Here is a 20,754-nt window from a genome sequence, read left to right as displayed (position 1 = left end):
ATCAGGGGCTGACGCCGTACCGGAGTCCGTCCACGAGCAGGTCGACCATGCGCCGGGAGTGGTCCGGGCCCACGTCGCTGCCGGCCAGGCAGAGGTTGGCGACCGCGCGCAGGAGGTCCCCCGGCTCGACGTCGTCGCGGACCTCGCCCGCCGCGACCGCGGACTCGAGCAGCGCGCCGAGCGCCGGCCGGAAGCGTCCGTCGAAGTAGGCGGGCAGGGCGTCGAAGGCCGGGTCGCCGGAGTGCAGCGCCGCGGCGAGCCCGCGCTTGGTCGCGATGAAGCTCGTGTAGCGCTGCAGCCAGAGCGCGAGTGCCTCACCCGGGCCGTGCTCGGCGGCCAGGACGGGAGCCGCGTCCGCGCAGGAGTCGACGCTGTGGCGGAAGACGGCGGCGACGAGGTCGGACCGCTTCGGGAAGTGCCGGTAGACGGTGCCGACGCCCACGCCGGCCTTCGTCGCGACCTCCCGCACCGGGGCGTCGACCCCCGAGGTGGCGAACACCGCGGCGGCCGCCTCCAGGAGCGCGTCTGTGTTGCGCCGCGCGTCGGCCCGCACCCGGCGGCCCGGCTGCTCCGTCACGTCCACCTCCCTCGACAAAGCGGAACGCGGTTCCGTATAGTTCCGGAGGAGCGTTCCGCTTGAGCCGACGGTACCCCGTCGTCCCCGGCACCCACCAGCCGAAACGGAGAGGGAGCCATGCGCTACCGCACGCTGGGCCTCACCGGCATCAAGGTCAGCCCCTACGCCCTGGGCGCGATGATGTTCGGACCCGTCGCCAACCCCGACCACGACGACGCGATCCGCATCATCCACAAGGCCCTGGACTTCGGGATCAACTTCGTGGACACCGCCGACGCCTACTCGGCCGGCGAGTCCGAGGAGATCGTGGGCAAGGCGTTGAAGGGTCGTCGCGACGACGTCGTCCTCGCCACCAAGGCCCACCTCCCGATGGGCGACGACCCCAACCAGCAGGGCAACTCGCGGCGCTGGCTGGTCCGCGAGGTCGAGAACTCGCTGCGCCGGCTGCAGACCGACCACCTCGACCTCTACCAGGTGCACCGCCCCGACCCCACGGTCGACGTCGAGGAGACCCTCTCGGCGCTGTCCGACCTGATCCACAGCGGCAAGGTCCGCGCCATCGGGTCGTCGACCTTCCCGGCCTCGGAGATCGTCGAGGCGCAGTGGGCCGCCGAGCGCCGCGGCCTCGAGCGCTTCCGCACCGAGCAGCCGCCGTACTCGATCCTCGACCGCGGCATCGAGCGCGAGGTGCTGCCGGTCTGCGAGCGGTACGGCATGGGCACGCTCGTCTGGAGCCCGCTGGCCCAGGGCATGCTCACGGGCCGCTACCGCAAGGGGCAGGAGTCCGATGCGCTGCGATCGCGCTACGGCTTCGGCCATCTGCGCGACGAGCGCCGCCTCGACGTCGTGGAGGCGCTCATCCCGCTCGCGGAGAAGGCCGGCCTGTCCCTCACCCATCTCGCGATGGCGTTCGTGATCGCGCACCCGGGCGTCACCTCGGCGATCCTCGGGCCCCGGACGATGGAGCACCTCGACGACCTCCTCGCGGGCGCCGAGACCACCCTCGACGACGAGGTCCTCGACCGGATCGACGAGATCGTCCCGCCCGGCACGGACGTCGGGCGGCTCGACATGGCCTACGACCCGCCGGCCATCCGGCGCGCCACGCTGCGCCGCCGTCCGGCCGACGAGCGCTCGGCCGCCTGAGGAGGTGACCCACCTGACACCGACCTGACGTCGTGCGCCGTTCAACGACCGGGGTCGCCGCCCGGCGCCACGACGGATCGGGTGTCCGAACCCGGTCGAGCCGACGGCCGAAGGTTCTGCCATGACGACGGACACGGATCCGCCCGCGGCACCGGCGGCGGATCCCGGGACCGGTGTCCTGAGACCGCCGGTCGCCGGCGCGATCGGGGTCCTCGCGGTCGCGGTGGCGCTGGGCGTCGGGGACCTCGTGGCGGCCTTCGCGGCCGCGCCGTCGTCGCCGTTCCTCGCGGTGGGCAACCAATTCATCCGGCTGACCCCCGAGGCGCTCAAGGAGTTCGCGACCAGCACCTTCGGGGTGCACGACAAGCAGGTCCTGCTGGCCGGCATGGCCGTGGTGATCACCGCGGTCGCGGTCCTCGCCGGGCTGCTCTCGCGCCGGACCCCCGTCCCGGGGCTGACGCTCGTCGTCGTGCTGGGCCTCGTCGGGGCGACGTGCGCGGCCGCGGCGCCGACCTTCACCGTCGGGTACCTCGTCGCACCCGCCGTCGCCCTCGTCGCCGGGGCGGCGACGTTCGCGGTCCTGCACCGCCTGGCGCGGCGCGCCGAGAGGCCCGATCCCGACAGGCGGCTCACCGACCCGTCGGCCGGCCGACGACGACTGCTCCTCGGCCTCGGGGTCGCGCTCGCCGGCGCCGGCATCACCGGGTTCCTCGGGCGACGGTTCGCCGCGGCGGCCGACGTCGCGGCCTCCCGGGCGGACGCCGCCCTGCCGCCACCGACGGGGCCACCGGTCGTCCCGCCGCCTGCCGCCGACTTCGCCGCGTCGGGCACCCCGACCTGGCTCACCCCGAACGACCAGTTCTACCGGATCGACACCGCGCTGCAGGTCCCGCAGGTCTCGACCGCGGACTTCACCCTGCGCATCCACGGCCTGGTCCAGCGGGAGCTCACCCTGAACTACGACCAGCTGCGTGGCCGCGGGCTGGTCGAGGCCCCGATCACGATGTGCTGCGTCTCCAACGACGTCGGCGGGAACCTCATCTCGAACTCGGTCTTCCTCGGGGTGCCGCTGCGGACCCTGCTCGCCGAGGCCGGGGTCCGTCCCGGGGCCACCCAGATCGCCTCCACCAGCGTCGACGGCTTCACCACCGGAACCCCGGTCGCCGCCTGCACCGACGGCCGCAACGCCATGCTCGCACTGGGCATGAACGGGCAGCCGCTGCCGGTGGAGCACGGCTTCCCGGTGCGCATGGTGGTCCCCGGCCTCTACGGGTACGTGTCCGGCTGCAAGTGGATCACCGACATCGAGCTCACGACGTTCGAGGCCTTCCAGCCCTACTGGGAGCAGCGCGGCTGGGCGGCGATGGGGCCGATCAAGACGCAGTCACGGATCGACGTGCCGCAGTCCCAGGCCGCCGTGACCGCCGGCCGGGTCACGGTGGCCGGCACGGCCTGGGCGCAGCACCGCGGGGTCGCGCGGGTCGAGGTCCGCGCCGACGCCGGGCCCTGGCAGACGGCCGAGCTCGCGGCCGACGCCTCGATCGACACCTGGCGGATGTGGCGCACCGTCCTCCAGCTCGCGCCCGGCGACCACACCCTCCAGGTCCGCGCCACCGACGCGACCGGCGCGACACAGCCGGAAGCACTGACCTCGACGATCCCCGACGGGGCCACCGGATGGCATACCGTCGTCGTCACCGCGTTCTGAGGGGCGGCGCGGGGAGACCGGAGCGACGACGTCCCGGCTCGTGACCCGGCGGAGGTCGACGTGTCGCTGCGGCTGCTGGGCATCATCGCCGAGATCTCCGTCGGCACGTTCCTGGTCGCGTGGGGCCTCGCGGCGGCCCGACGGCCGTCGTGCTGGACCTGGCGGGGCGCCCGCTGGTGGGTGGGCTGGACGAGCGCGCCGGTGGCCCGGACCCACGGCGTCGCGGTGGCGCTCGTCGGCGCCGGGCTGCTGGTCTGTGCCGTCGCGACGGCCCTCACCGCCCCGGCGACGCCGATCCCGGTGGCGTCCCGCGACCTGCAGCTGATCGGGCTCGGGGTGGTCCTGCTCGGCGGGGCGCTGCTCGCCGCGACCCATCCCGCGCCCGGCGATCCCGGACTCGTCGGCCCGGAGACGCCGGCCGTCGAACCGACGACGGACTCCCCGCCGCGGCTCACCGCGGCGCCCTGACCCGGGCCTCGGCGGGGGACCCGAGTGGTGGCCACCGCCACGACCTGATCGACTCCCGGCCGTGGTGGATCGTCCTCTCCGACGGCGCGGGGTTCTCGCCGCCGGACTCGCGGGAATCGGGACGGCTCTCGTCGGGTGCGGTGCGACGCCCGCACCGACCACCCCGGGCCGACCCACTCCAGCGTTGGACGACCTCGAGACCCGGTTCGGCGGGCGCCTCGGCGTGGCCGCCCTGGACACCGGCTCCGGACGGTGGACCGGTCACCGCGCCGACGAGCGCTTCCTCCTGTGCTCCACGGCGAAGGTCCCGGTGGTCGCCGCGGTCCTGCGCCGCAGCGTCACCGACCCTGGCCTGCTGGACCGTCGGCTGCACTGGACCCGCGCCGACCTGCTGAGCCACGCGCCGGCGACCACGGCCGCACTGGACACCGGGATGACCGTCGCCGAGCTCTGCGCGGCCGCGCTGACCGTCAGCGACAACACCGCGGCGAACCTGCTCTCGGCGCAGGTCGGCGGGCCGGCCGGGGTGACCGCGTTCCTGCGCGGCGTCGGCGACACCACCTCCCGTGCCGACCGCACCGAGCCGACGCTCAACGACGTCGCCGGCGATCTCGACACCACCACCCCGACGGCGTTCGTGCGCACGCTGCAGGCCCTCGCGCTCGGGGACGCCCTGCCGCCGGCGCTGCGTGACCGGCTCGTCGGCTGGATGCGCGCGAGCACCACCGGCGCGGCCCAGATCCGGGCGGGGGTGCCCGCGGGCTGGACGGTGGCGGACAAGACGGGCAGCGGGTCGGCGGGCGAGAGCAACGACGTCGGCGTCGTCGGGCCGACCGGCCGGGCCCCGGTCGTCGTCGCCGTGTTCACCGCCCCGGCCGACCCGCGCAACGCCACCGGCGCGGCGACGATCGCCGCGGCGACGCGGGCGGTCCTGAGCGGTCTCGCGACCGGCTGACCGGTGGCTCAGCCCGGCTCGGGGACCGCGCGGGTGTCGCCGGCCCGCCGCGAGCGCAGCAGGACCGAGGTGCCCTGGCTGTCGTGGTGGATGGCGACCTCGTCGACGTGGGAGTTCATCAGGATGATCCCGCGGCCGTGCCGGGCCGGGTGCCCGCTGGCGTCGTGCTCGAGGTCGGTGCTCGTCGGCTCCGCCCACTGGCCGTGGTCGGCGATCGTGACGACGACGTCGGTCTCGTCGAGGACCATCGTCAGGTCGATCGTGGTCGGACCGAGCGCTCCGGCCGGGTAGGCGTGGGCGATGACGTTGTCGATCGCCTCGCTGGCCGCGAGCACGACACCGTGGGCGACATCCGCCGACACCCCGGACGCGTCCATCCACCCCCGGAGGTCCTCACGGATCCGTGCGCTCTCGCCTGCTTCGGCCGGATAGCTGGTTCGCTCGAACTCGACCGCGTCCACCGGAAAGCCCCCTGACCGGCTCGTCACGTTTCTCGCCGTGATCGGTTCAGCTGACCACTCACGGGTCGTGTAACCGTTCCCGTGACGGCCTACGCGCGGTTCTCGGTCAGTCCTGGCCGAGAGCCTCCCGTAGTTGCTCCTTCGTCATGTCGGACCGTCCCGGGACCCCGGCGCGCTGCGCCTCCGCGTAGAGCTGCTGCTTCGTCGGGCTGTTCGGGCCCATGTCGTTGCCGGAGCGCTTGCCGCCGCGGTGCTCCGGCGACACGTCGTCGGTCGAAGCGCGACTGGCCTGCTCGGACTCGCCCTGCTGGGCGCGGTCCTTGTTGACCGTGCGCGCCGCGATCTCCTTCGCGCGCCCCTCGTCGACGCCCTGGTCGAGCTTCTGGTCCTTGATGTGCTCGTACTGGCGCTCGCGCTTGTCGTTCGCTCCTGCCGGCATGACGCCCTCCTCGGTGTGCGGGCACCGGGGATGGCCGGTCGGCGGCCCCGCGCAACCGTGAGCCGCGTCGTCAGAATTCGTCGACGACCCGTCAGAACTCGTCGACGAAGAAGTCGAGCTCCAGCTCCTCGCCACCGCCGTAGGGCGAGAGGTCCGTGATCCCCGCGCGGCGGAGCGCGTCGACGTCCAGGAAGACCTCACCCGTCGGGCGCCGCGGGTCGGTCAGCAGCGCGACCGCCGCGTCGCCCAGGATCTCCGGCGAGCGGGCCCGCCGCGACGCCTCGTCGCCACCGAGCAGGTTCGCGACGGCGGCGGTGGAGATCGTCGTCTGGGGCCACAGGCAGTTGGCGCGCACGCCGCGGTCGGCGAACTCCGCGGCGAAGCCGAGGGTCAGCAGCGTCATCCCGTACTTGGACAGGGCGTAGGACGGGAACTTGCCGAGCCACTCGGGCGCGAGGTTGATCGGCGGCCCCAGCGTCACGACCTGCGGGTCCTCCGAGGCGAACAGCTGCGGCAGGGCCGCGCGGGTGAGCTGGAAGGTCCCCTTGGCGTTGATCTGCTGCATGAGGTCGTAGCGCTTCGGGCTCAGCTCGAGGGTCCCGGTGAGGTTCAGCGCCGAGGCGTTGTTGACCACGATGTCGACGCCGCCGAAGTGGTCCGCGGCCGTCGACACCGCACGCTGCACGTCCTCCTCCTCGCGCACGTCTCCGACGACCGCCACGGCCTTCCCGCCCGCGGCCTCGATCTCCGCGACGGCGGTGTGGACGGTGCCGGGCAGCCGCGGATCCGGCTGGTCGGTCTTCGCGAGCAGGACGGCGTTGGCGCCCGCCTTCGCGGCGGCGATCAGGATGGCGAGCCCGATCCCCCGGCTGCCGCCGGACATGACGATGGTGCGGCCGTTCAGCGATGCGCTCACGGGCTCTCCCGAACTCTCATCGGTACTTCGTCGGACTCTTGAGTACCGATGAACGTACCAGCGACCGGGTCGCCGGGCTCCGCCACCGAGACCGGCGTCGCAGCCGCGTACCGCGCGGCCAGGGTCATGGCCGCCGCGGCGAGCTCGGGCGGCCCGACGACCCGGAAATCCGCATCGAAGCGCGCGACGGAGGCCGCCAGCCCGACCCACGACCAGGACCCCAGCGTGAGGCGGCAGTGGTCCGGCCCGGCCTCCTCGACCACGCCGTCGGAGACGACGGGAGCGACCTCGCCGGCGGGACGGTGAAGGATCACCTGTCCGCGGCAGGGCCAGCCCTCCGCGCCCGTGCCACCCTGGAAGTGGCTCGCGACGAACGCGGCAATGTCGCCTCCCGGGACCTCGCGCGGGGTGAAGCGCGGCCCGGTGGGGGTCCGCGGGGTGATCCGGTCGGCGCGGAAGGTGCGCCAGGCCTCACGGTCGAGATCCCAGGCGAGGAGGTACCACCGACCGCTCCAGGTGACGACGGCGTGGGGCTCGACCCGACGCGGCGGGCCCTCACCACCGGCGTGGTCGAAGCGCAGCACCTCATGGGCGCGGACGGCCGCGCCGAGCGCGGTGAGCACCCCGGTGTCGGCCTCCGGATGTGTCCGCGGCCCGGACGGCTCGACCGCGGTGACCTCGACGGCGTCGATCCGGTGACGCAACCGCGCGGGCATGACCTGCCGGACCGTGGTCAGCGCGCGGACCGCCGCCTCCCCGATGCCGGCCCCGCTCGTCGTCGCGAGCCGCAGCGCGAGGGCCAGGGCGACGGCCTGCTCGTCGTCGAACAGCATCGGGGGCATCTCGGCGCCCGCCTCCAGGCGGTACCCGCCGTCGGGACCCTTGGTGGCATGCACCGGATAGCCGAGGTCGCGGAGCCGGTCGACGTCGCGGCGCACGGTGCGCGGACTGACGTCCAGCCGCTCCGCGAGCAGCTGCCCCGGCCAGTCCCGGCGCGCCTGGAGCAAGGAGAGCAGCGACAGCAGCCGGGCCGAGGTCTCACGCACGTCGTCGATCCTGCCGGGAGTAGCGGCCCGTAGCTGTCCTCTACCCCTGTGATCGTGGTGCTCACCAGGCCCCGTCGAGAAGGAGCACACCATGGCCATGAGCACCGTCGTCCACCTGAACTTCCGCGGCGACGCCCGCGAGGCGCTCGAGTTCTACCGATCGGTCTCGGGCGGCGAGCTGACGATCGTGCGCTACGGCGACCTCGGCGCTCCCGAGGACCCGGCGCAGGCCGACGAGGTGATGTGGGGCCAGGTCGTGTCGTCTAGCGGCTTCCACGTGATGGCCTACGACGTGCAGACCTCCCGCACCTGGGACCGGGGCGTCGATCCGTTCTACGTCTCGCTGCGCGGCGCGACGGTCGAGGAGATCACCTCGGTGTGGGAGAAGCTCGCCGAGGGGGCGACGATCCGGGAGCCCCTCGGGCCGGCCGCGTGGGGCCCGGCCTACGGGATGCTCACCGACCGGTTCGGTGTCACCTGGGTCCTCGACGTCGCCGCGGAGTACGCCGCGTCGTGAGCCGTCGCCGCCCGTCCCGAGCCCTGTCTCCGGTGGATCTTCACTGTTAGGCTCAGGTCAGGACGATCCGGACAGGAGGTGCGCCATGACCGGCGGACCGGGTATGGGCGGCGACTCGTTCACCAACTTCACGACCGGGCGGGCGGGACAGCGCCGGTCGTCGGCGGACCAGGGTCCGGTCGAGGACGTGCGGCCGTCCGAGGTGGGCGGGATCGGCACCCCGTCGCTGGTCATCGCCCTCGTCGTGGTGCTGGCCGTGCTCGCCCTCCTGCTGTTCGCGGCGCTGTAGGCGCTCTCAGAACAGCGACACCTCGTCGGCGACGACCACCCGGATGTCGGCGAGGAACCGCAGCCGCGCCTCGCCGGCGTCCGGCACGATCTCCGAGTCGACGACCTCCGGCCACTCGATCTCGTAGGGCTCGCCGTTCGCGAAGTTCTCCGCCGCGTCGACCGCCGCGCGCCGCAGGTCGGCCGCCGTCCGGCCCGTCACACGCACCACGGCTCTCACGACACTGCCTCCGGCCTGCTCGGGGTCGGAGGGCAGCGTGCCATGCGGTCGCCCGCCGGGCCGCAATTCACACGCGAGGGATCGGATGCGGGGCTACCGTGCGGTGATCACGACGACGGGAGGCGGCCGGTGACCGCGTTGCAGCGGGTGGCGATCGTGGTGAACGCCGCGGTACGGCCTTTCGTCGCGTCGCCGCTGGGCCGGCGCCTGGTCGGCGGGACGCTGACGCTGGTCACCTACCGCGGCCGGCGCTCGGGACGGGTCGTGACGATCCCCGTCGGCTACGTGCACGACGGCGACGAGGTCCACATCGGGGTCGAGCTGCCTGACCAGAAGTCCTGGTGGCGCAATTTCACCGGGGACGGCCACCCGATCGCGATCCGGCTCGACGGCGTCGACCGCACCGGCCACGCCGTCGCGCGACGTGCCGACGACGGCCAGGTCCACATCACGGTGGCGCTCGACGCGGCCCCCGCCTGACCCGCGCGAAGATCAGCAGCACACCAGGCCGCCTCGAGCAGACGAATTCCTGACGTGCCCCTCGTCGAGCGGAGCGGGACACGACCTGTGGCGCCTGGACGCCGTCGTCACGACCGACCGACCGTGCCCGCCAGCCGGTGCAGCGCGGCCCGGTCGGGCTTGCCCTGCTCGGTGAGCGGGACGCGTTCGACGGCGAACACGACGAGGCTCCGGGCGACGTCGTCGCCGAACTCCCGACGGACCGCCTCGACGCAGGCCGCGGACCCGACGTCGTGCCCGGGCCAGGCGACGACAGCGGCGAGACGCCGGCCCTGCTCGAGCTCCGGCACGACCACCGCGTAGCGGACCTGCGCGAGCCGGCAGAGCGTGTCCTGCAACCCGACGGGGGTCACGAGAACGCCGTCGACGACCTCGCAGTCAGCGCCCCGCCCGAGCACGTGGAGGTAGCCCTCGTCGTCGACCCGCCCCAGGTCGCCGGCGTGGTACCAGCCGTCGACGAAGTGCTCCGCCTCCTCGACGGGGCGATGGCGGTACCCGGAGGCCATGGCCGGGGAGCGCACCTCCATCAGTCCCGACGACGGGTGCTCTGCGCCGGTCGGGTCGCGGAAGCGGACCTCGACGCCCGGCACGATGTGGCCGGCGCAGGTGAACCGGTCGGGGTGGTCGAGGTCGTGCTCGGCGGGCGGGAGCGCGCTGACGATGCCCATCTCGCTCGCGCCGTAGGTGTGCGCGATGACCGGGCCGAGGCGCTCGCGGGCCCGGCGGCGCAGGACCGGGGCGGCGTTCGCGCCGATGTGGGGTCAGCGCGCGCAGCGAGCTCAGGTCGCGGCGCTCGACGTCGGGGTGATCCATCAGCTCGAAGAGCTGCGGTTCCACGAGGAACAGGTCGGTGATGCGTTCGGCCTCGACGGTCGCCAGGATCGTCGCGGGCTCCACGCCCTCCTGCATGACCACTGTGCCGCCGCCGAGCAGGGTCTGGTCGACGAGGATCTGGGTGACGTAGGCGAGGTTGCCGTCGGCGAGCTGGCGCCGCTCGGGACGGGGCGTGGTCCGCACGGCCGAGGTCCAGGCGGTGAAGTCGCGAACGCTGCCTTTCGGCACCCCGGTGGTGCCGCCCGAGGAGATGATCACCGCGAGGTCGTCGGGGCGTGCGACGGAGGCGACGGGGTCGGCAGGGACCGCGGCGGCCGCCTCGTCCAGACGGTGCCCGATGCCGGGCACCGTGCCGCCGACCGCGGCGAGCGGGACGTCGGTGTCGGGGACCAGATGCGCCGTGCCCGGCTCGACGACGAGCAGGCGCGGGGCCAGGTCGACCAGCATGCGGGCGCGCACCGCGGGGTCCGGCGGCGCGGACAGGTAGACCGAGCCGGCCCCCACGAGGTGCGTCGCATACCGGACGACGAGGCTCTCGGGGCGATCGGCGGCGTAGATCGCGACGAGGTCCCCGGGCCCGACGCCGAGCTCGCGCAGCACCCGAGCGTGACGGCGGATCGCCGCGAGCAGCGCCTGCCCGGACACGTCGCGGCCCTCGTGGCGCACCACGGTCCGCTCCCCCGCGGCGGCCAGCACGGTCAGGAGATCCTCGATGTAGAGCGTGGGGGAACCGGGCCGCACGGTCGCGACACTAGGGCGGGCCGCCGTCGTCGAGAAGGTCCGACCGGTGGGCGAAATCGAGTTCTCTGGACGATCGTCCAAGACTGCTACTCTCCGAAGTATTGCCCACGGGATGGACAGCACCGTCCGGTAGGTCATGCGCTCGACGCTGGGGGGCTGGCGATGACCCAAGACGCGACTCTGATCTCCGATCGCGGACGAAGTCGGCAGCAGCTGCCCGAGGAGGTCGCGGCCTACGTCCGCGAGCTGATCATCTCGGGCCGGGTCTGCCCCGGTGAGTACCTGCGACTCGACCGGATCGCCGAGGCCGTCGGAGTCAGCAACACCCCCGTCCGCGAGGGCCTCCTCGCGCTGCGCAGCGAGGGCTTCGTCGAGCTGGTGCCCCGCAAGGGATTCGTCGCCGCCGCGTTCACCGAGCAGGACGTGCGCGACCTGTTCTGGGTGCAGGCCCAGCTGGCGAGCGAGCTCGCGGCCCGGGCCGCCGTCCGGATCACCCCGGAGCAGCTCGACCAGCTCGAGGCCGTGCTCGTCGCCGAGGAGCGCGCCGGGCTCGACGAGTCCCAGCGGCTGGTCGATCTCGGCCACGCGTTCCATCGGGCGATCAATCGGGCCGCGGGATCGCGCCGGCTCGCCTTCCTGCTCGGCGCCGCCGCGCGGCAGCTGCCCCCGCGCTTCTTCCTGTCGATGGCGGGCCGGGTGGCCGGGGCCCGCGAGGACCACCGCGGGCTGGTCGAGGCCCTGCATCGCGGTGACGCGGACCGGGCGCGGGAGCTGATGCACCGGCACGTCCTCGCGGGCGCGGACGAGCTGATCGAGGTGCTCGTGACCAGCGGCCTCTGGGCCGAGCAGGAGAGCGCCTCGTAGGTGCGCTACGCGCTCGTGAGCAGTAATTGATGCCATGGCGTCAATTACTGCTCACACGCGGGGAGCGCACCTCTGTGACCGCTCGCTCACCGTGCATCGCGCGCGTGGGACCGCATGATGGCGGGAGCGTCCGTGCAACCGGTGGGAGTGATCCGACGTGTCCAACCTGTCGTCCGAGGAGCGGTTCGTCGTGGAGACGGTCCGGGCGTTCGTCGACAAGGACGTCAAGCCGGTGGTCGCCGAGCTCGAGCACACCAACACCTACCCCGAAGCGCTGATCGAGGCGATGAAAGAACTCGGCATCTTCGGGCTCGCCATCCCCGAGCCCTGGGGCGAGGCCCCGGTCTCGATGCCCTGCTACGCCCTGGTCACCGCCGAACTCGCCCGCGGCTGGATGTCCCTGGCCGGCGCCATGGGCGGACACACCGTGGTCTCCAAACTGCTCGTCGCGTTCGGCACGACCGAGCAGCAGGAGAAGTATCTGCCGCGGATGGCCACCGGTGAACTGCGCGCCACCATGGCGCTGACCGAACCGGGCGGCGGCTCCGACCTACAGGCCATGACCACCACCGCCCGCCGCACCGGCGACGCCTATGTGGTCAACGGCGCCAAGACCTGGATCTCCAACGCCCGCCGCTCCGGGCTGATCGCGCTGCTGGCCAAGACCGACCCCGACGCCGACCCCCAACACCGCGGCATCTCCATCCTGCTCGTCGAACACGGCCCAGGATTGGAGGTCTCCAAGGACCTCTCGAAACTCGGGTACAAGGGCGTCGAAGCCTGCGAGCTGAACTTCACCGACATGACCGTGCCCGCCGACGCGCTGCTCGGCGGGGTCGAGGGCCGCGGCTTCACCCAGATGATGACCGGGCTCGAGACCGGCCGCATCCAGGTCGCCGCCCGCGCCCTCGGGGTCGCCACCGCCGCGTTCGAGGACTCACTGGCCTACGCCCAACACCGCGAAGCGTTCGGCAAACCCATCTGGCGCCACCAGTCGATCGGGAACTACCTCGCCGACATGGCCACCAAGATCACCGCCGCCCGGGCGCTGATCCTGCACGCCGCCGAACGCTTCGACGCCGGTGACCGCGCCGACCTCGAAGCCGGCATGGCCAAACTGTTCACCTCCGAGATCGCCATGGAAGTCGCCCTCAACGCCGTACGCATCCACGGCGGCTACGGCTACTCCACCGAGTACGACGTCGAACGCTACTTCCGCGACGCCCCCCTGATGATCGTCGGCGAAGGCACCAACGAAATCCAACGCAACGTCATCGCCGGCCAACTCATCACACGCGGCGGACTTCGGGACTGACGCCCCACGTGCGTGCGTTTCCGTGTTCCAGCACGGAAACGCACGCACATGGCGTCAGCCGAACGCCGTCCGGTGCCGCTGCAGGTCGTGGCGCAGCGAGCCCAACGCGCCCGCGACCTCGGCGGCGATGCGCTCGGCCTCGAGCTCCCACCGCCCGGCGCCGGCGTCCACGGCCGAGACCTCGCGCTGCACGAGGGCGTCGAGGTGGGTCAGGAACGACGCGACGGCGGCGCCGCGCGGGGTGAAGGACGTGGTCGTCTCGGACACAGTTGTCTCCTGGAAATGGGGAGGTGCAAGGGATCAGGCCGTCTCGGGCGGGTCGACCTGCGAGGTGCGCAGCGCGGAGGTGGGTGTCCCCCACTTCGCGAGGATCCGGGCGTACGTGCCGTCGGCCATGAGCCGCTCGACGGCGGCGTGCACCGCTGGGACGAGCGGTGAGTCCTTGGCCAGCGCGAACCCGACGTCGAGACGCCGGTACTCGTTCACGAACCGCAGGCGCGGCTGCTGCGAGACGAGGTAGCGCAGGCCGTTGATCGTGCTCATGGTGACGTCGGCGCGCCGCTGGGCCAGCGCCAGCTGAGCGGTGGCGCCGTCCGGATAGCTGCGCACGTCGATCGGCGGTCGGCCCGCCGAGGGACATCGCGGCTGGGTCTTCGCCAGCGAGGCCTCGAAAGTCGAGCCGGCGAGGACGGACACGGCCTTCCCGCACAGGTCGGCGAGGTCGTGGATCGGGGGCTGCGGGTCGTCCGCGCGGACGGCGAACCCCTGGCCGTCGTTGATGTAGGTGACGAAGCTGACGGCTTTCTTGCGGGCCTCGGTGACGGCGAAGTTGCCGGTCGCGACGTCGAACTTGCCGCTGGTCAGGCCCGGGACGATGCCGTCGAAGGTGCCCTCGGTGCGCTGCACGCGCAGCCCGAGGGTGCGCGCCACCGCCTCGGTCATGTCGATGTCCTCGCCGACGACCGTCACGCCGTCGGAGAGCTTGAACGCCGCCGGCTGCCCGCCGACGCTCGCGCCGACGGTGAGCACCCCGGCCTGCGCCACGGCGGTCGGGAGCAGGGCGGCGGCCGCCGGGTCACGGGCGACGGCGGAAGTGACGTCCTGGCGGGGCACCCCGGCGTCGAGGTCGTCGAGCGGCGAGGCACAGCCGGCCAGCAGGACGCCGGCGAGGGCGAGCGCAGCCGGCAGCGCGGGTCGGAGCATGGTCGTCCTGTCGAGGAGGAGCGGTCCGGACCCGACGTGTGCGCGACGACGCGCTGATCACGGCGAGGGGGTGGGTCCAGCGGAGGTGGTGGCGGAGCGGATCCGACGAGGCGGGACGCTCAGCGACAGGACGCGGACCAGACACGGCACAGGTCGACGTGGTCACGGGTGACCAACGTGCCGAGCGGTGCCATGAACGGGACAGAACCAGGCAGGAGGGCCCCGGTCAAGCCGGTGTGATCAGGCGGGCGCGACTCGACGTCGTCACCCGACCGACGTACGGTCCGTGTCGGAGTGGTCGCCCGTGGCGACCGTCCGCCCGCGTTGAGGGACGCGGGCCGCTCCCGGCGGAGCCATCTCGTCCTCGCCCGCCTCCTCCTGCTCGGAGCCCGTTGATGTCTTCCCTCACCCTGTCCGGCCAGCCCGCCCCGGCGGCGTCGGACCCCGCGACACCACCACCGCGCACCGTCGGATCCCGCCACGTCGGGCGCTGGGTCGCGGCCGCCGTCGTCGTCGTGCTGGTCCTGTGGGCGTTGCGCTCGGTGGCACTCAACCCGGCGTTCGGCTGGCCGACCGTGGCGCAGTACCTGGGCACCGGCGCGGTCCTGCGCGGACTGGCGACGACGCTGTGGCTCACCGCCGCGACGACGGTCCTGGGCTTCGCGCTGGGGATCGGGCTCGCCGCGATGCGCCTGTCGGCCAACCCGGTGCTCTCGTCGGTGAGCTGGGCCTACGTGTGGCTGTTCCGCTCGACGCCGCTGCTGGTGCAACTGCTGTTCTGGTACAACATCGGCGCCCTCTACCCGCGCCTGTCGCTCGGGATCCCGTTCGGGCCGTCGTTCGGCTCGACGGACTCGGTCCACCTGATCGGCCCGACGCTCGCCGCCCTGCTCGGGCTCGTCCTGCACGAGGCCGCGTACGCGGCGGAGATCGTGCGCGGCGGCATCCTCGGGGTGGACGCCGGCCAGGCCGAGGCGGCGACGGCGCTGGGGATGACCCGGGCCCGCGTGCTGCGGCGCATCGTGCTGCCGCAGGCGATGCGCTCGATCGTCCCGGCGACCGGGAACATGGTGATCGGGACGCTCAAGGGCACCTCGATCGTCTCGGTGATCGCGGTGACCGACGTGCTCTACGCCGTCCAGACGATCTACAACCGGACCTACGAGATCATCCCGCTCCTGCTGGTCGCGACCGTCTGGTACGTGATCCTGACGAGCCTGCTCTCGGTCGGGCAGTACTACGTGGAGCGGTACTACGCGCGCGGCGCGGAACGATCGTTGCCGCCGACGCCGTGGCAGCGCCTGCGGGCGCGGGTCGCCGGGGGTGCGGCATGAGCGACGCGCTGCTGCAGGTCCGCGGGCTGACGAAGGCCTTCGCGGGCACGACGGTGCTCGACGGCGTCGACCTCGACGTCGAGGCCGGATCGGTGACGGTGCTCGTCGGGCCTAGCGGGTCGGGGAAGTCGACGCTGCTGCGCTGCCTCAACCACCTCGAGACCCCGGACGCCGGGACGATCACCGTCGACGGCGAGCTCATCGGCTACCGCCGCGACGGCGAGCGGCTCCGTGAACTGGCCCAGCGCCGGATCGCCGCGCAGCGCCGCGCGATCGGCATGGTCTTCCAGCAGTTCCAGCTCTTCGGGCACATGACGGCGCTCGCGAACGTCGTCGAGGCGCCGGTCGGGGTGCTGGGCGTGGCGCGTTCGGAGGCGGAGTCGCGGGGTCGGGCGCTGCTGGCCCGCGTGGGGTTGGCCGGCCGGGAGGACGCCTATCCGCGCCAGCTCTCGGGCGGGCAGCAGCAGCGCGTCGCGATCGCCCGCGCGCTCGCGATGGACCCGCAGCTGATGCTGTTCGACGAGCCGACCAGCGCGCTCGACCCGGCGCTGGTCGGCGAGGTCCTCGAGGTGCTCCGCGACCTGGCGCGTGGGGGCACGACGATGGTCGTGGTGACCCACGAGCGGGCGTTCGCGCGGGAGGTGGCCGACACCGTCGTCGTGCTGGAGCACGGGCGGATCGCCCGGTCCGGTCCGCCGTCGGAGGTGCTGGACCAGCTCTCTGAGCGAAGGGCACCTTCGCTCGACTAGATCGGCGAGGGGCGCCCTCGGCCAGAACCCGGACGCCCGGCCGATTCCGAGCGAGGGTGCCCTTCGCTCGACTAGATCGACCGAAAGGGCCCTTCGCTCAGAAACGGGACCGGGCAGGCCCTACGAACGGTGCGCCGACCGGGACCGGCTGAACCCGAGCCGGCCGGACAGGAACCCACCCCGCGGACGGCGCCGCGGCCCGAGGCGGGGCGACACCGCCTGCCCGAGCGCGTAGCGGACGAGCTCCTCGTTGCTGGTCGCCGACCACACGCCGTCCGGGCCGGTGAGCGTGTCCTCGAAGCCGATCCGGGTGTCGAAGCCCTGGCGGCGGGCGTACTCGAGCACCGGCCAGGCGCCGCCCTCCTCTCCGTGCAGCAGGATCGGCACCGACATCGGCCGCAGCGCGCGGAGCAGGCGCACCGCCTCGGCCACGGCGGAGTCCGGGTCGGTGACGGTGACCTCGGCGGTCACCCGGACCGTGCCCTGCGGGATCCCCGCCTGCTTGAGCTGCACCGCGTCGCCGCTCGTCCAGACCCCGAGCTCGATCCCCATGCCGACGGACGCGAGCGCCTCGCAGACCGTCTCCCACCCGCGCTCGTGGACGTTCACCGCGGCGACGTCCGGGCGCGCATGGCGGGGCAGCCGGGCCCACTCCTGCACCAGGACCGTGCGGCGGAACGCGCTCGGCTCGACCCACCGCGCCATCGGCACGCCGATCTCCAGCGACGGCGCGGCCCGGCGGATGGCGGCCACCGTCGTCCCGATCACCTCGGTGTCGAGGCTCTCGCGCCCGTACCCGTCGCGAGGGTGCACGTGCATGCTGCGCACGCCCAGCGCGGCGACCGCTCCCGCGTCCCGCGCGAGCGCCTCGGCCGTGCTCGGCAGGGCCGGGGACACGCCGTCGGGGCGCGTCCCGTTGGGGCAGCACTGCAGCACCACGGCCTCCCGACGCAACTCGGTCCCAGGCCGCCATCTTGGCACCGTTCGGACGCATGTGCAGACGCACGGACCGGGTGATCCTGCACGCAGACGGGTGCATGGGCACCCCCGACCGGGCGTCGTGGGCTCCTGACCGGGTGTTTCGTGGTCATCGCGTCCCCCGCTGGCTACCGTCGGCGCGACGAGCACCGAGGGGGCCCCGATGAGCACGATCCCGGTCACGACGGGCCTCGGGACCGCTGATCCCGAGCCCCACCGGAGCCGCGGCCCCGTCCAGCGCGCCGACGGTGCCCGCAGCCTGCGGCTGGTGGCCGTCAGCTTCGGGGTCACCGTCGTCCTGACCCGGCTCTACCTCGCCCTGACCGGCTACCCGCAGATCGGCGGCGGGCAGTACCACCTGGCCCATGCGCTGTGGGGTGGGCTGCTCCTGCTGATCGGTGGACTGCTCGCCCTGCTGTGGGCCAACCACTGGGTGCAGCACGTGACGGCGGTGTGCGTGGGCGTCGGCTCGGGGCTCTTCGTCGACGAGGTCGGCAAGTTCATCACCGCCGCCAACGACTACTTCACCCCGCTCGCGGCGCCGATCATCTACGTCGTCTTCCTCGCCGTCCTCGGTCTCGCGACCCTGGCCCGCCGGACCCACCTCGACGGCCCGCGCGCCCGCGCCTACGCGGCGGCCGACGGGCTCAAGGAGGTGGCCGACGGGCCGCTGACCCCGGCGGCCCGAACCGCCCTGCTCGCCGACCTCACCGCGATGGCGGCCGACCCGTCCCGGCCGGACCTCGCCGCCCACGCCGCGGCGACCCGTCCGCTCGTCGAGGCCGCGCCGGTCGAGCCGCCCGGGCACCGGACCCGGACGCTGCGCGCGGCCGTCCTGCGCGCCGAGAACGTGCTCTTCCCGCGGTGGGTGCACCGCCTCGCGCTGATCGCGGGCTCCGCGCTGCTGGGGCTCTTCTCCCTGGTCGGCCTGGTGGTGCTGATCGTGCTCTGGGCGGGCGGGCCCGAGACGACGCTGATCCTCGACGACCAGGTGGTCCCGCACGGCTCCCGCCCGCCCCTACTGGTCGTCGCCTCGGCGGGCGAGGCGATCGTCGGCGTCCTGCTGTTCCTCGCGGCCGTCGCGCTGGTCCTCGGCCGGGACCGCTGGGGCACGACGACGGCCCGCGCCGGCCTGGTCATCGCGCTGGCCGGGGTCAACGTCGCGCTGGGCTACCTCGACGCCGAGCTCGTCGTCTCCGCCGTCGTCGTCGAGTTCGCTCTGCTCCTGCTCGTGGAGCGCTACCGGGCCCGGTTCGTCACGGGATGACCAGCCCGCGGGAGAGCGTCGGCCAGAACGCGTCCGCCCCGCCCGCGGCCAGCGAGCGGCCCAGGTCGGCGGCCCACACCCGTCCACCACCCCACTCGTCGCGCCACGACCAGAGCCGCCGGGTCAGAGCTCCGAGCGCGAACTCACGGGTCATCCCCATGGCCCCGGTCGCCTGGTGCGCGGCCGCCGCGACGGCCCCGGCGGCCTCCGACGCGACGACGGCCGCCGCGGCGACGTCGAGGGGCGCCGGTTCCCCCTCCTCGCCCGCGTTCGCCGCCGCGCTGCGCGCGGCCATCGCGACGGTCTCGGCCTGCTCGGCGATCCGGACCAGGTGCGTCGCGACCGCGGGGAACGCCGAGACCGGACGCCCGAACTGCACCCGCTCGCCGGTGTAGCGCACGGTCAGGTCCATGACCGCCCGGCACGCCCCGGCGACGAGGGCGGCACGCGACAGCGCGCCACGCCGCCGCAGCTCGACGCCCGCGTCGGGCGGGGCGGGCGCGGTCACCAGCGGCCGCACGCCGTCGAGATCGACGTGATCACGGGGCTCGCCCGCGAGGTTGCGGCCCGGGGTGATCCGGGCGGCGCCGGGATCCACGAGGACGACGACGGGTCCGTCCGGCCCGTCGGCGAGCAGCGCGAGGGCGGACACCGCCCGCGCCCACGGCACCCGGGCGACGGCACCGGCCAGCCCGCCGGAGCCCAGGGCCAGCCCCGGGGACGACGTCGTGGAGAGCGCACCGTCCGGGAGCTCCAGGTCGGCCGACGCGAGGAGCCGCCCCGCGAGCAGCCCGGTCTCGGCCGCCGGGACCGGCACCGCGGCGGCGCCGACGGCCTCGAGCACCGCGCACGCCTGCGCGACGGATCCGCCGGAGCCCCCGGCGGCCTCGGTCACGGAGACGGCCGCGAACCCGCCGTCGGCGAGCGGCTCCCACACTCCCGCGGCCCAGCCGTCCCGCTCGGCCGCCTCGAGCACCTCCGGGGTGACGCGGTCACGCAGGACCGCGGCGACCGCGTCGCGCAGCTCGCCGCTCTCGATCGCCGGGGCGCTCACCGGGCGGCCCGCGTCAGGGCCTTGGCGGCGATCCCGCGCAGCACCTCGGTGGTGCCGCCGCGCAGCGTCCAGCTCGGCGCGTTGAGGACGCACTCGGCGAGCAACCGCTCGAACTGCGTCTCCCCCTCGGGGTCGATCTCGAGCGCGGCGACCTCACGCATCGTCTCCACCACCTCCTGCTCGAAGATCGTGCCCACATCCTTGACCAGCGCCGCCTCCGTCGCGGGGGCCTCGCCCTGCTCGAGGGCCCGGGCCACCGACAGCGAGAGCTGGCGGATCGACCACAGCCGCGCCGCAATCCGTCCGAACGCGGCCGCGTCGGAGTCGTCGAGGTCCTTCCCGTGGTCGGCCAGGAACGCCCGGAGGAGCCCCAGGACCGAGAGGTAGCGGTCGGGACCGGAGCGCTCGTGCGCGAGCTCGGCGGTCACCTGGGCCCAGCCCTGGCCGACCTCGCCGAGCACCCGCTCGTCGGGCACGTGGACGCCGTCGAGCACCACCTCGTTGACGTGCAGCTCGCCGTCGATCAGCGGGATCGGGGAGACCGTCACCCCGGGCGAGGACAGGTCGACGATCAGCTGCGAGAGCCCGGCGTGGCGGTCGTCGGCGGCGGAGGTCCGGCAGAGGACGACGAAGAAATGGTTGAGGTGCGCGTTCGTCGTCCACACCTTGGTGCCGTCGACCCGCCAGCCGTCCTCGGTACGGGTGGCCGTGGTGCGCACCGAGGCGAGGTCGGACCCGGCGTCGGGCTCGCTCATCCCGAGCGAGAAGAAGCACTCGCCCGCCGCGATCCGGGGCAGGAACCACCGCCGCTGCTCCTCGGTGCCGAACCGCATCAGCGTCGGCGCGGTCTGGCGCTCGGCGATCCAGTGCGCGGCGATCGGAGCGCCCGCCGCGAGCAGCTCCTCGACGACCACGAAGCGTTCGACGGTGCTCGCCCCGGCGCCGCCGTACTCGCGGGGGATCGACATCCCGACCCATCCCTGGGCGGCGAGCGCGCGGCTGAACTCCGGGTCGTGCCGCCCGCCGAGGCCGAGACCGGGCCGGAAGTCGGCGGGCAGGGCCGCGTCCAGCCAGCGGCGGACCTCGTGACGCAGCGCGTCCTCGGCCGGGGAGAGCACGGTGGGCGTGAAGATCACGGGTCGGTCCTTCCTCGGG

The 20,754-nt window shown here is 73.7% G+C and carries 24 protein-coding genes and 1 pseudogene; 12 read left to right on the top strand and 13 right to left on the bottom strand.

The genetic code is table 11. From position 1 onward, the window contains the following. Position 1: 1 nt before the first annotated feature. Positions 2–577: a TetR/AcrR family transcriptional regulator gene (locus tag LQ327_RS14940; RefSeq protein ID WP_230734844.1), complete on the bottom strand. Its 576-nt coding sequence runs from the start codon at positions 575–577 to the stop codon at positions 2–4. A gap of 117 nt (positions 578–694) precedes the next feature. On the opposite strand from LQ327_RS14940, the gene LQ327_RS14935 reads away from it, so the two are divergent. From LQ327_RS14935 to bla, 4 genes are all read left to right on the top strand, one after another. Next, positions 695–1,723: an aldo/keto reductase gene (locus LQ327_RS14935; RefSeq protein ID WP_230734842.1), complete on the top strand. Its 1,029-nt coding sequence runs from the start codon at positions 695–697 to the stop codon at positions 1,721–1,723. Positions 1,724–1,844: 121 nt separating this feature from the next. Beyond that, positions 1,845–3,431, top strand: coding sequence for a molybdopterin-dependent oxidoreductase (locus LQ327_RS14930; protein ID WP_230734840.1), 1,587 nt, complete (start codon positions 1,845–1,847; stop codon positions 3,429–3,431). Between the two features lie 60 nt (positions 3,432–3,491). Further along, complete coding sequence (locus tag LQ327_RS14925; protein WP_230734838.1) at positions 3,492–3,899, top strand: hypothetical protein; 408 nt, start codon at positions 3,492–3,494, stop codon at positions 3,897–3,899. 61 nt (positions 3,900–3,960) lie between these two features. Further along, on the top strand, positions 3,961–4,854 hold the full coding sequence (gene bla / locus LQ327_RS14920) for a class A beta-lactamase (protein WP_372460671.1): 894 nt from the start codon (positions 3,961–3,963) through the stop codon (positions 4,852–4,854). Between the two features lie 8 nt (positions 4,855–4,862). Here the strand turns inward: bla and LQ327_RS14915 are convergent, their stop codons facing one another. From LQ327_RS14915 to LQ327_RS14900, 4 genes are all read right to left on the bottom strand, one after another. Beyond that, a complete protein-coding gene (locus tag LQ327_RS14915) occupies positions 4,863–5,315 on the bottom strand; it encodes an ATP-binding protein (protein WP_308286313.1) in 453 nt (150 codons plus the stop codon). A gap of 106 nt (positions 5,316–5,421) precedes the next feature. After that, the gene (locus tag LQ327_RS14910) at positions 5,422–5,754 is read right to left on the bottom strand and encodes a plasmid stabilization protein (protein WP_230734832.1); all 333 of its coding nucleotides are present in this window, start codon (positions 5,752–5,754) and stop codon (positions 5,422–5,424) included. A gap of 91 nt (positions 5,755–5,845) precedes the next feature. Continuing rightward, entirely contained in the window at positions 5,846–6,670 is an 825-nt protein-coding gene (locus tag LQ327_RS14905; RefSeq protein WP_308286312.1) for an SDR family oxidoreductase, read from the bottom strand. Next, positions 6,667–7,716: a helix-turn-helix transcriptional regulator gene (locus LQ327_RS14900; RefSeq protein ID WP_230734830.1), complete on the bottom strand. Its 1,050-nt coding sequence runs from the start codon at positions 7,714–7,716 to the stop codon at positions 6,667–6,669. Before LQ327_RS14900 ends, LQ327_RS14905 begins: the two co-directional genes overlap by 4 nt. Positions 7,717–7,807: 91 nt before the next feature. Here LQ327_RS14900 and LQ327_RS14895 point away from each other — a divergent pair, with 91 nt between their 5' ends. Together LQ327_RS14895 and LQ327_RS14890 are read left to right on the top strand one after the other, a co-directional pair. Further along, the gene (locus LQ327_RS14895) at positions 7,808–8,233 is read left to right on the top strand and encodes a VOC family protein (RefSeq protein WP_230734827.1); all 426 of its coding nucleotides are present in this window, start codon (positions 7,808–7,810) and stop codon (positions 8,231–8,233) included. 85 nt (positions 8,234–8,318) lie between these two features. Then, a complete protein-coding gene (locus tag LQ327_RS14890; protein ID WP_230734825.1) occupies positions 8,319–8,522 on the top strand; it encodes a hypothetical protein in 204 nt (67 codons plus the stop codon). A gap of 6 nt (positions 8,523–8,528) precedes the next feature. Here LQ327_RS14890 and LQ327_RS14885 read toward each other — a convergent pair whose 3' ends face one another. Beyond that, positions 8,529–8,732: a hypothetical protein gene (locus tag LQ327_RS14885; RefSeq protein ID WP_230734823.1), complete on the bottom strand. Its 204-nt coding sequence runs from the start codon at positions 8,730–8,732 to the stop codon at positions 8,529–8,531. A 138-nt stretch (positions 8,733–8,870) separates the two neighbouring features. Here LQ327_RS14885 and LQ327_RS14880 point away from each other — a divergent pair, with 138 nt between their 5' ends. Next, positions 8,871–9,221 carry a nitroreductase/quinone reductase family protein gene (locus LQ327_RS14880; protein ID WP_230734821.1) on the top strand — a complete coding sequence of 117 codons (351 nt, stop codon included), beginning with the start codon at positions 8,871–8,873 and terminating at the stop codon, positions 9,219–9,221. 107 nt (positions 9,222–9,328) lie between these two features. Here LQ327_RS14880 and LQ327_RS33945 read toward each other — a convergent pair whose 3' ends face one another. Both LQ327_RS33945 and LQ327_RS35240 read right to left on the bottom strand, forming a co-directional pair. Next, entirely contained in the window at positions 9,329–9,955 is a 627-nt protein-coding gene (locus tag LQ327_RS33945) for a class I adenylate-forming enzyme family protein (RefSeq protein ID WP_308286320.1), read from the bottom strand. A 127-nt stretch (positions 9,956–10,082) separates the two neighbouring features. Further along, positions 10,083–10,973, bottom strand: a pseudogene (locus tag LQ327_RS35240) (AMP-binding protein); the annotation flags it as partial. Positions 10,974–10,997: 24 nt separating this feature from the next. On the opposite strand from LQ327_RS35240, the gene LQ327_RS35235 reads away from it, so the two are divergent. Together LQ327_RS35235 and LQ327_RS14865 are read left to right on the top strand one after the other, a co-directional pair. After that, positions 10,998–11,699, top strand: a complete 702-nt coding sequence (locus LQ327_RS35235) for a GntR family transcriptional regulator (RefSeq protein WP_230734819.1) — start codon at positions 10,998–11,000, stop codon at positions 11,697–11,699. 157 nt (positions 11,700–11,856) lie between these two features. Next, a complete protein-coding gene (locus tag LQ327_RS14865; protein WP_230734816.1) occupies positions 11,857–13,014 on the top strand; it encodes an acyl-CoA dehydrogenase family protein in 1,158 nt (385 codons plus the stop codon). 54 nt (positions 13,015–13,068) lie between these two features. Here LQ327_RS14865 and LQ327_RS14860 read toward each other — a convergent pair whose 3' ends face one another. Continuing rightward, the gene (locus tag LQ327_RS14860; RefSeq protein ID WP_230734814.1) at positions 13,069–13,281 is read right to left on the bottom strand and encodes a hypothetical protein; all 213 of its coding nucleotides are present in this window, start codon (positions 13,279–13,281) and stop codon (positions 13,069–13,071) included. Between the two features lie 33 nt (positions 13,282–13,314). Further along, positions 13,315–14,217, bottom strand: a complete 903-nt coding sequence (locus LQ327_RS14855; protein ID WP_230734813.1) for an ABC transporter substrate-binding protein — start codon at positions 14,215–14,217, stop codon at positions 13,315–13,317. A gap of 395 nt (positions 14,218–14,612) precedes the next feature. Here LQ327_RS14855 and LQ327_RS14850 point away from each other — a divergent pair, with 395 nt between their 5' ends. Continuing rightward, entirely contained in the window at positions 14,613–15,551 is a 939-nt protein-coding gene (locus LQ327_RS14850) for an amino acid ABC transporter permease (RefSeq protein ID WP_230734811.1), read from the top strand. Continuing rightward, the gene (locus LQ327_RS14845) at positions 15,548–16,300 is read left to right on the top strand and encodes an amino acid ABC transporter ATP-binding protein (RefSeq protein WP_230734809.1); all 753 of its coding nucleotides are present in this window, start codon (positions 15,548–15,550) and stop codon (positions 16,298–16,300) included. Before LQ327_RS14850 ends, LQ327_RS14845 begins: the two co-directional genes overlap by 4 nt. 120 nt (positions 16,301–16,420) lie before the next feature. Here the strand turns inward: LQ327_RS14845 and LQ327_RS14840 are convergent, their stop codons facing one another. After that, positions 16,421–17,239 carry a 3-keto-5-aminohexanoate cleavage protein gene (locus LQ327_RS14840; RefSeq protein WP_230734806.1) on the bottom strand — a complete coding sequence of 273 codons (819 nt, stop codon included), beginning with the start codon at positions 17,237–17,239 and terminating at the stop codon, positions 16,421–16,423. Positions 17,240–17,441: 202 nt separating this feature from the next. Here LQ327_RS14840 and LQ327_RS14835 point away from each other — a divergent pair, with 202 nt between their 5' ends. Then, positions 17,442–18,545, top strand: coding sequence for a hypothetical protein (locus tag LQ327_RS14835; protein ID WP_230734804.1), 1,104 nt, complete (start codon positions 17,442–17,444; stop codon positions 18,543–18,545). On the opposite strand, the gene LQ327_RS14830 is transcribed toward LQ327_RS14835, so the two are convergent. Both LQ327_RS14830 and LQ327_RS14825 read right to left on the bottom strand, forming a co-directional pair. Further along, entirely contained in the window at positions 18,535–19,599 is a 1,065-nt protein-coding gene (locus LQ327_RS14830; protein ID WP_230734802.1) for an acyl-CoA dehydrogenase family protein, read from the bottom strand. The two genes, LQ327_RS14835 and LQ327_RS14830, sit on opposite strands and share 11 nt — an antisense overlap. Then, a complete protein-coding gene (locus tag LQ327_RS14825) occupies positions 19,596–20,735 on the bottom strand; it encodes an acyl-CoA dehydrogenase family protein (protein ID WP_230734799.1) in 1,140 nt (379 codons plus the stop codon). Before LQ327_RS14825 ends, LQ327_RS14830 begins: the two co-directional genes overlap by 4 nt. Positions 20,736–20,754: the final 19 nt, after the last annotated feature.

The organism is Actinomycetospora endophytica, assembly GCF_021026375.1.
GTDB classification, from domain to species: Bacteria; Actinomycetota; Actinomycetes; order Mycobacteriales; family Pseudonocardiaceae; genus Actinomycetospora; species Actinomycetospora endophytica.
This window is presented reverse-complemented; position numbering and strand designations above follow the sequence as displayed.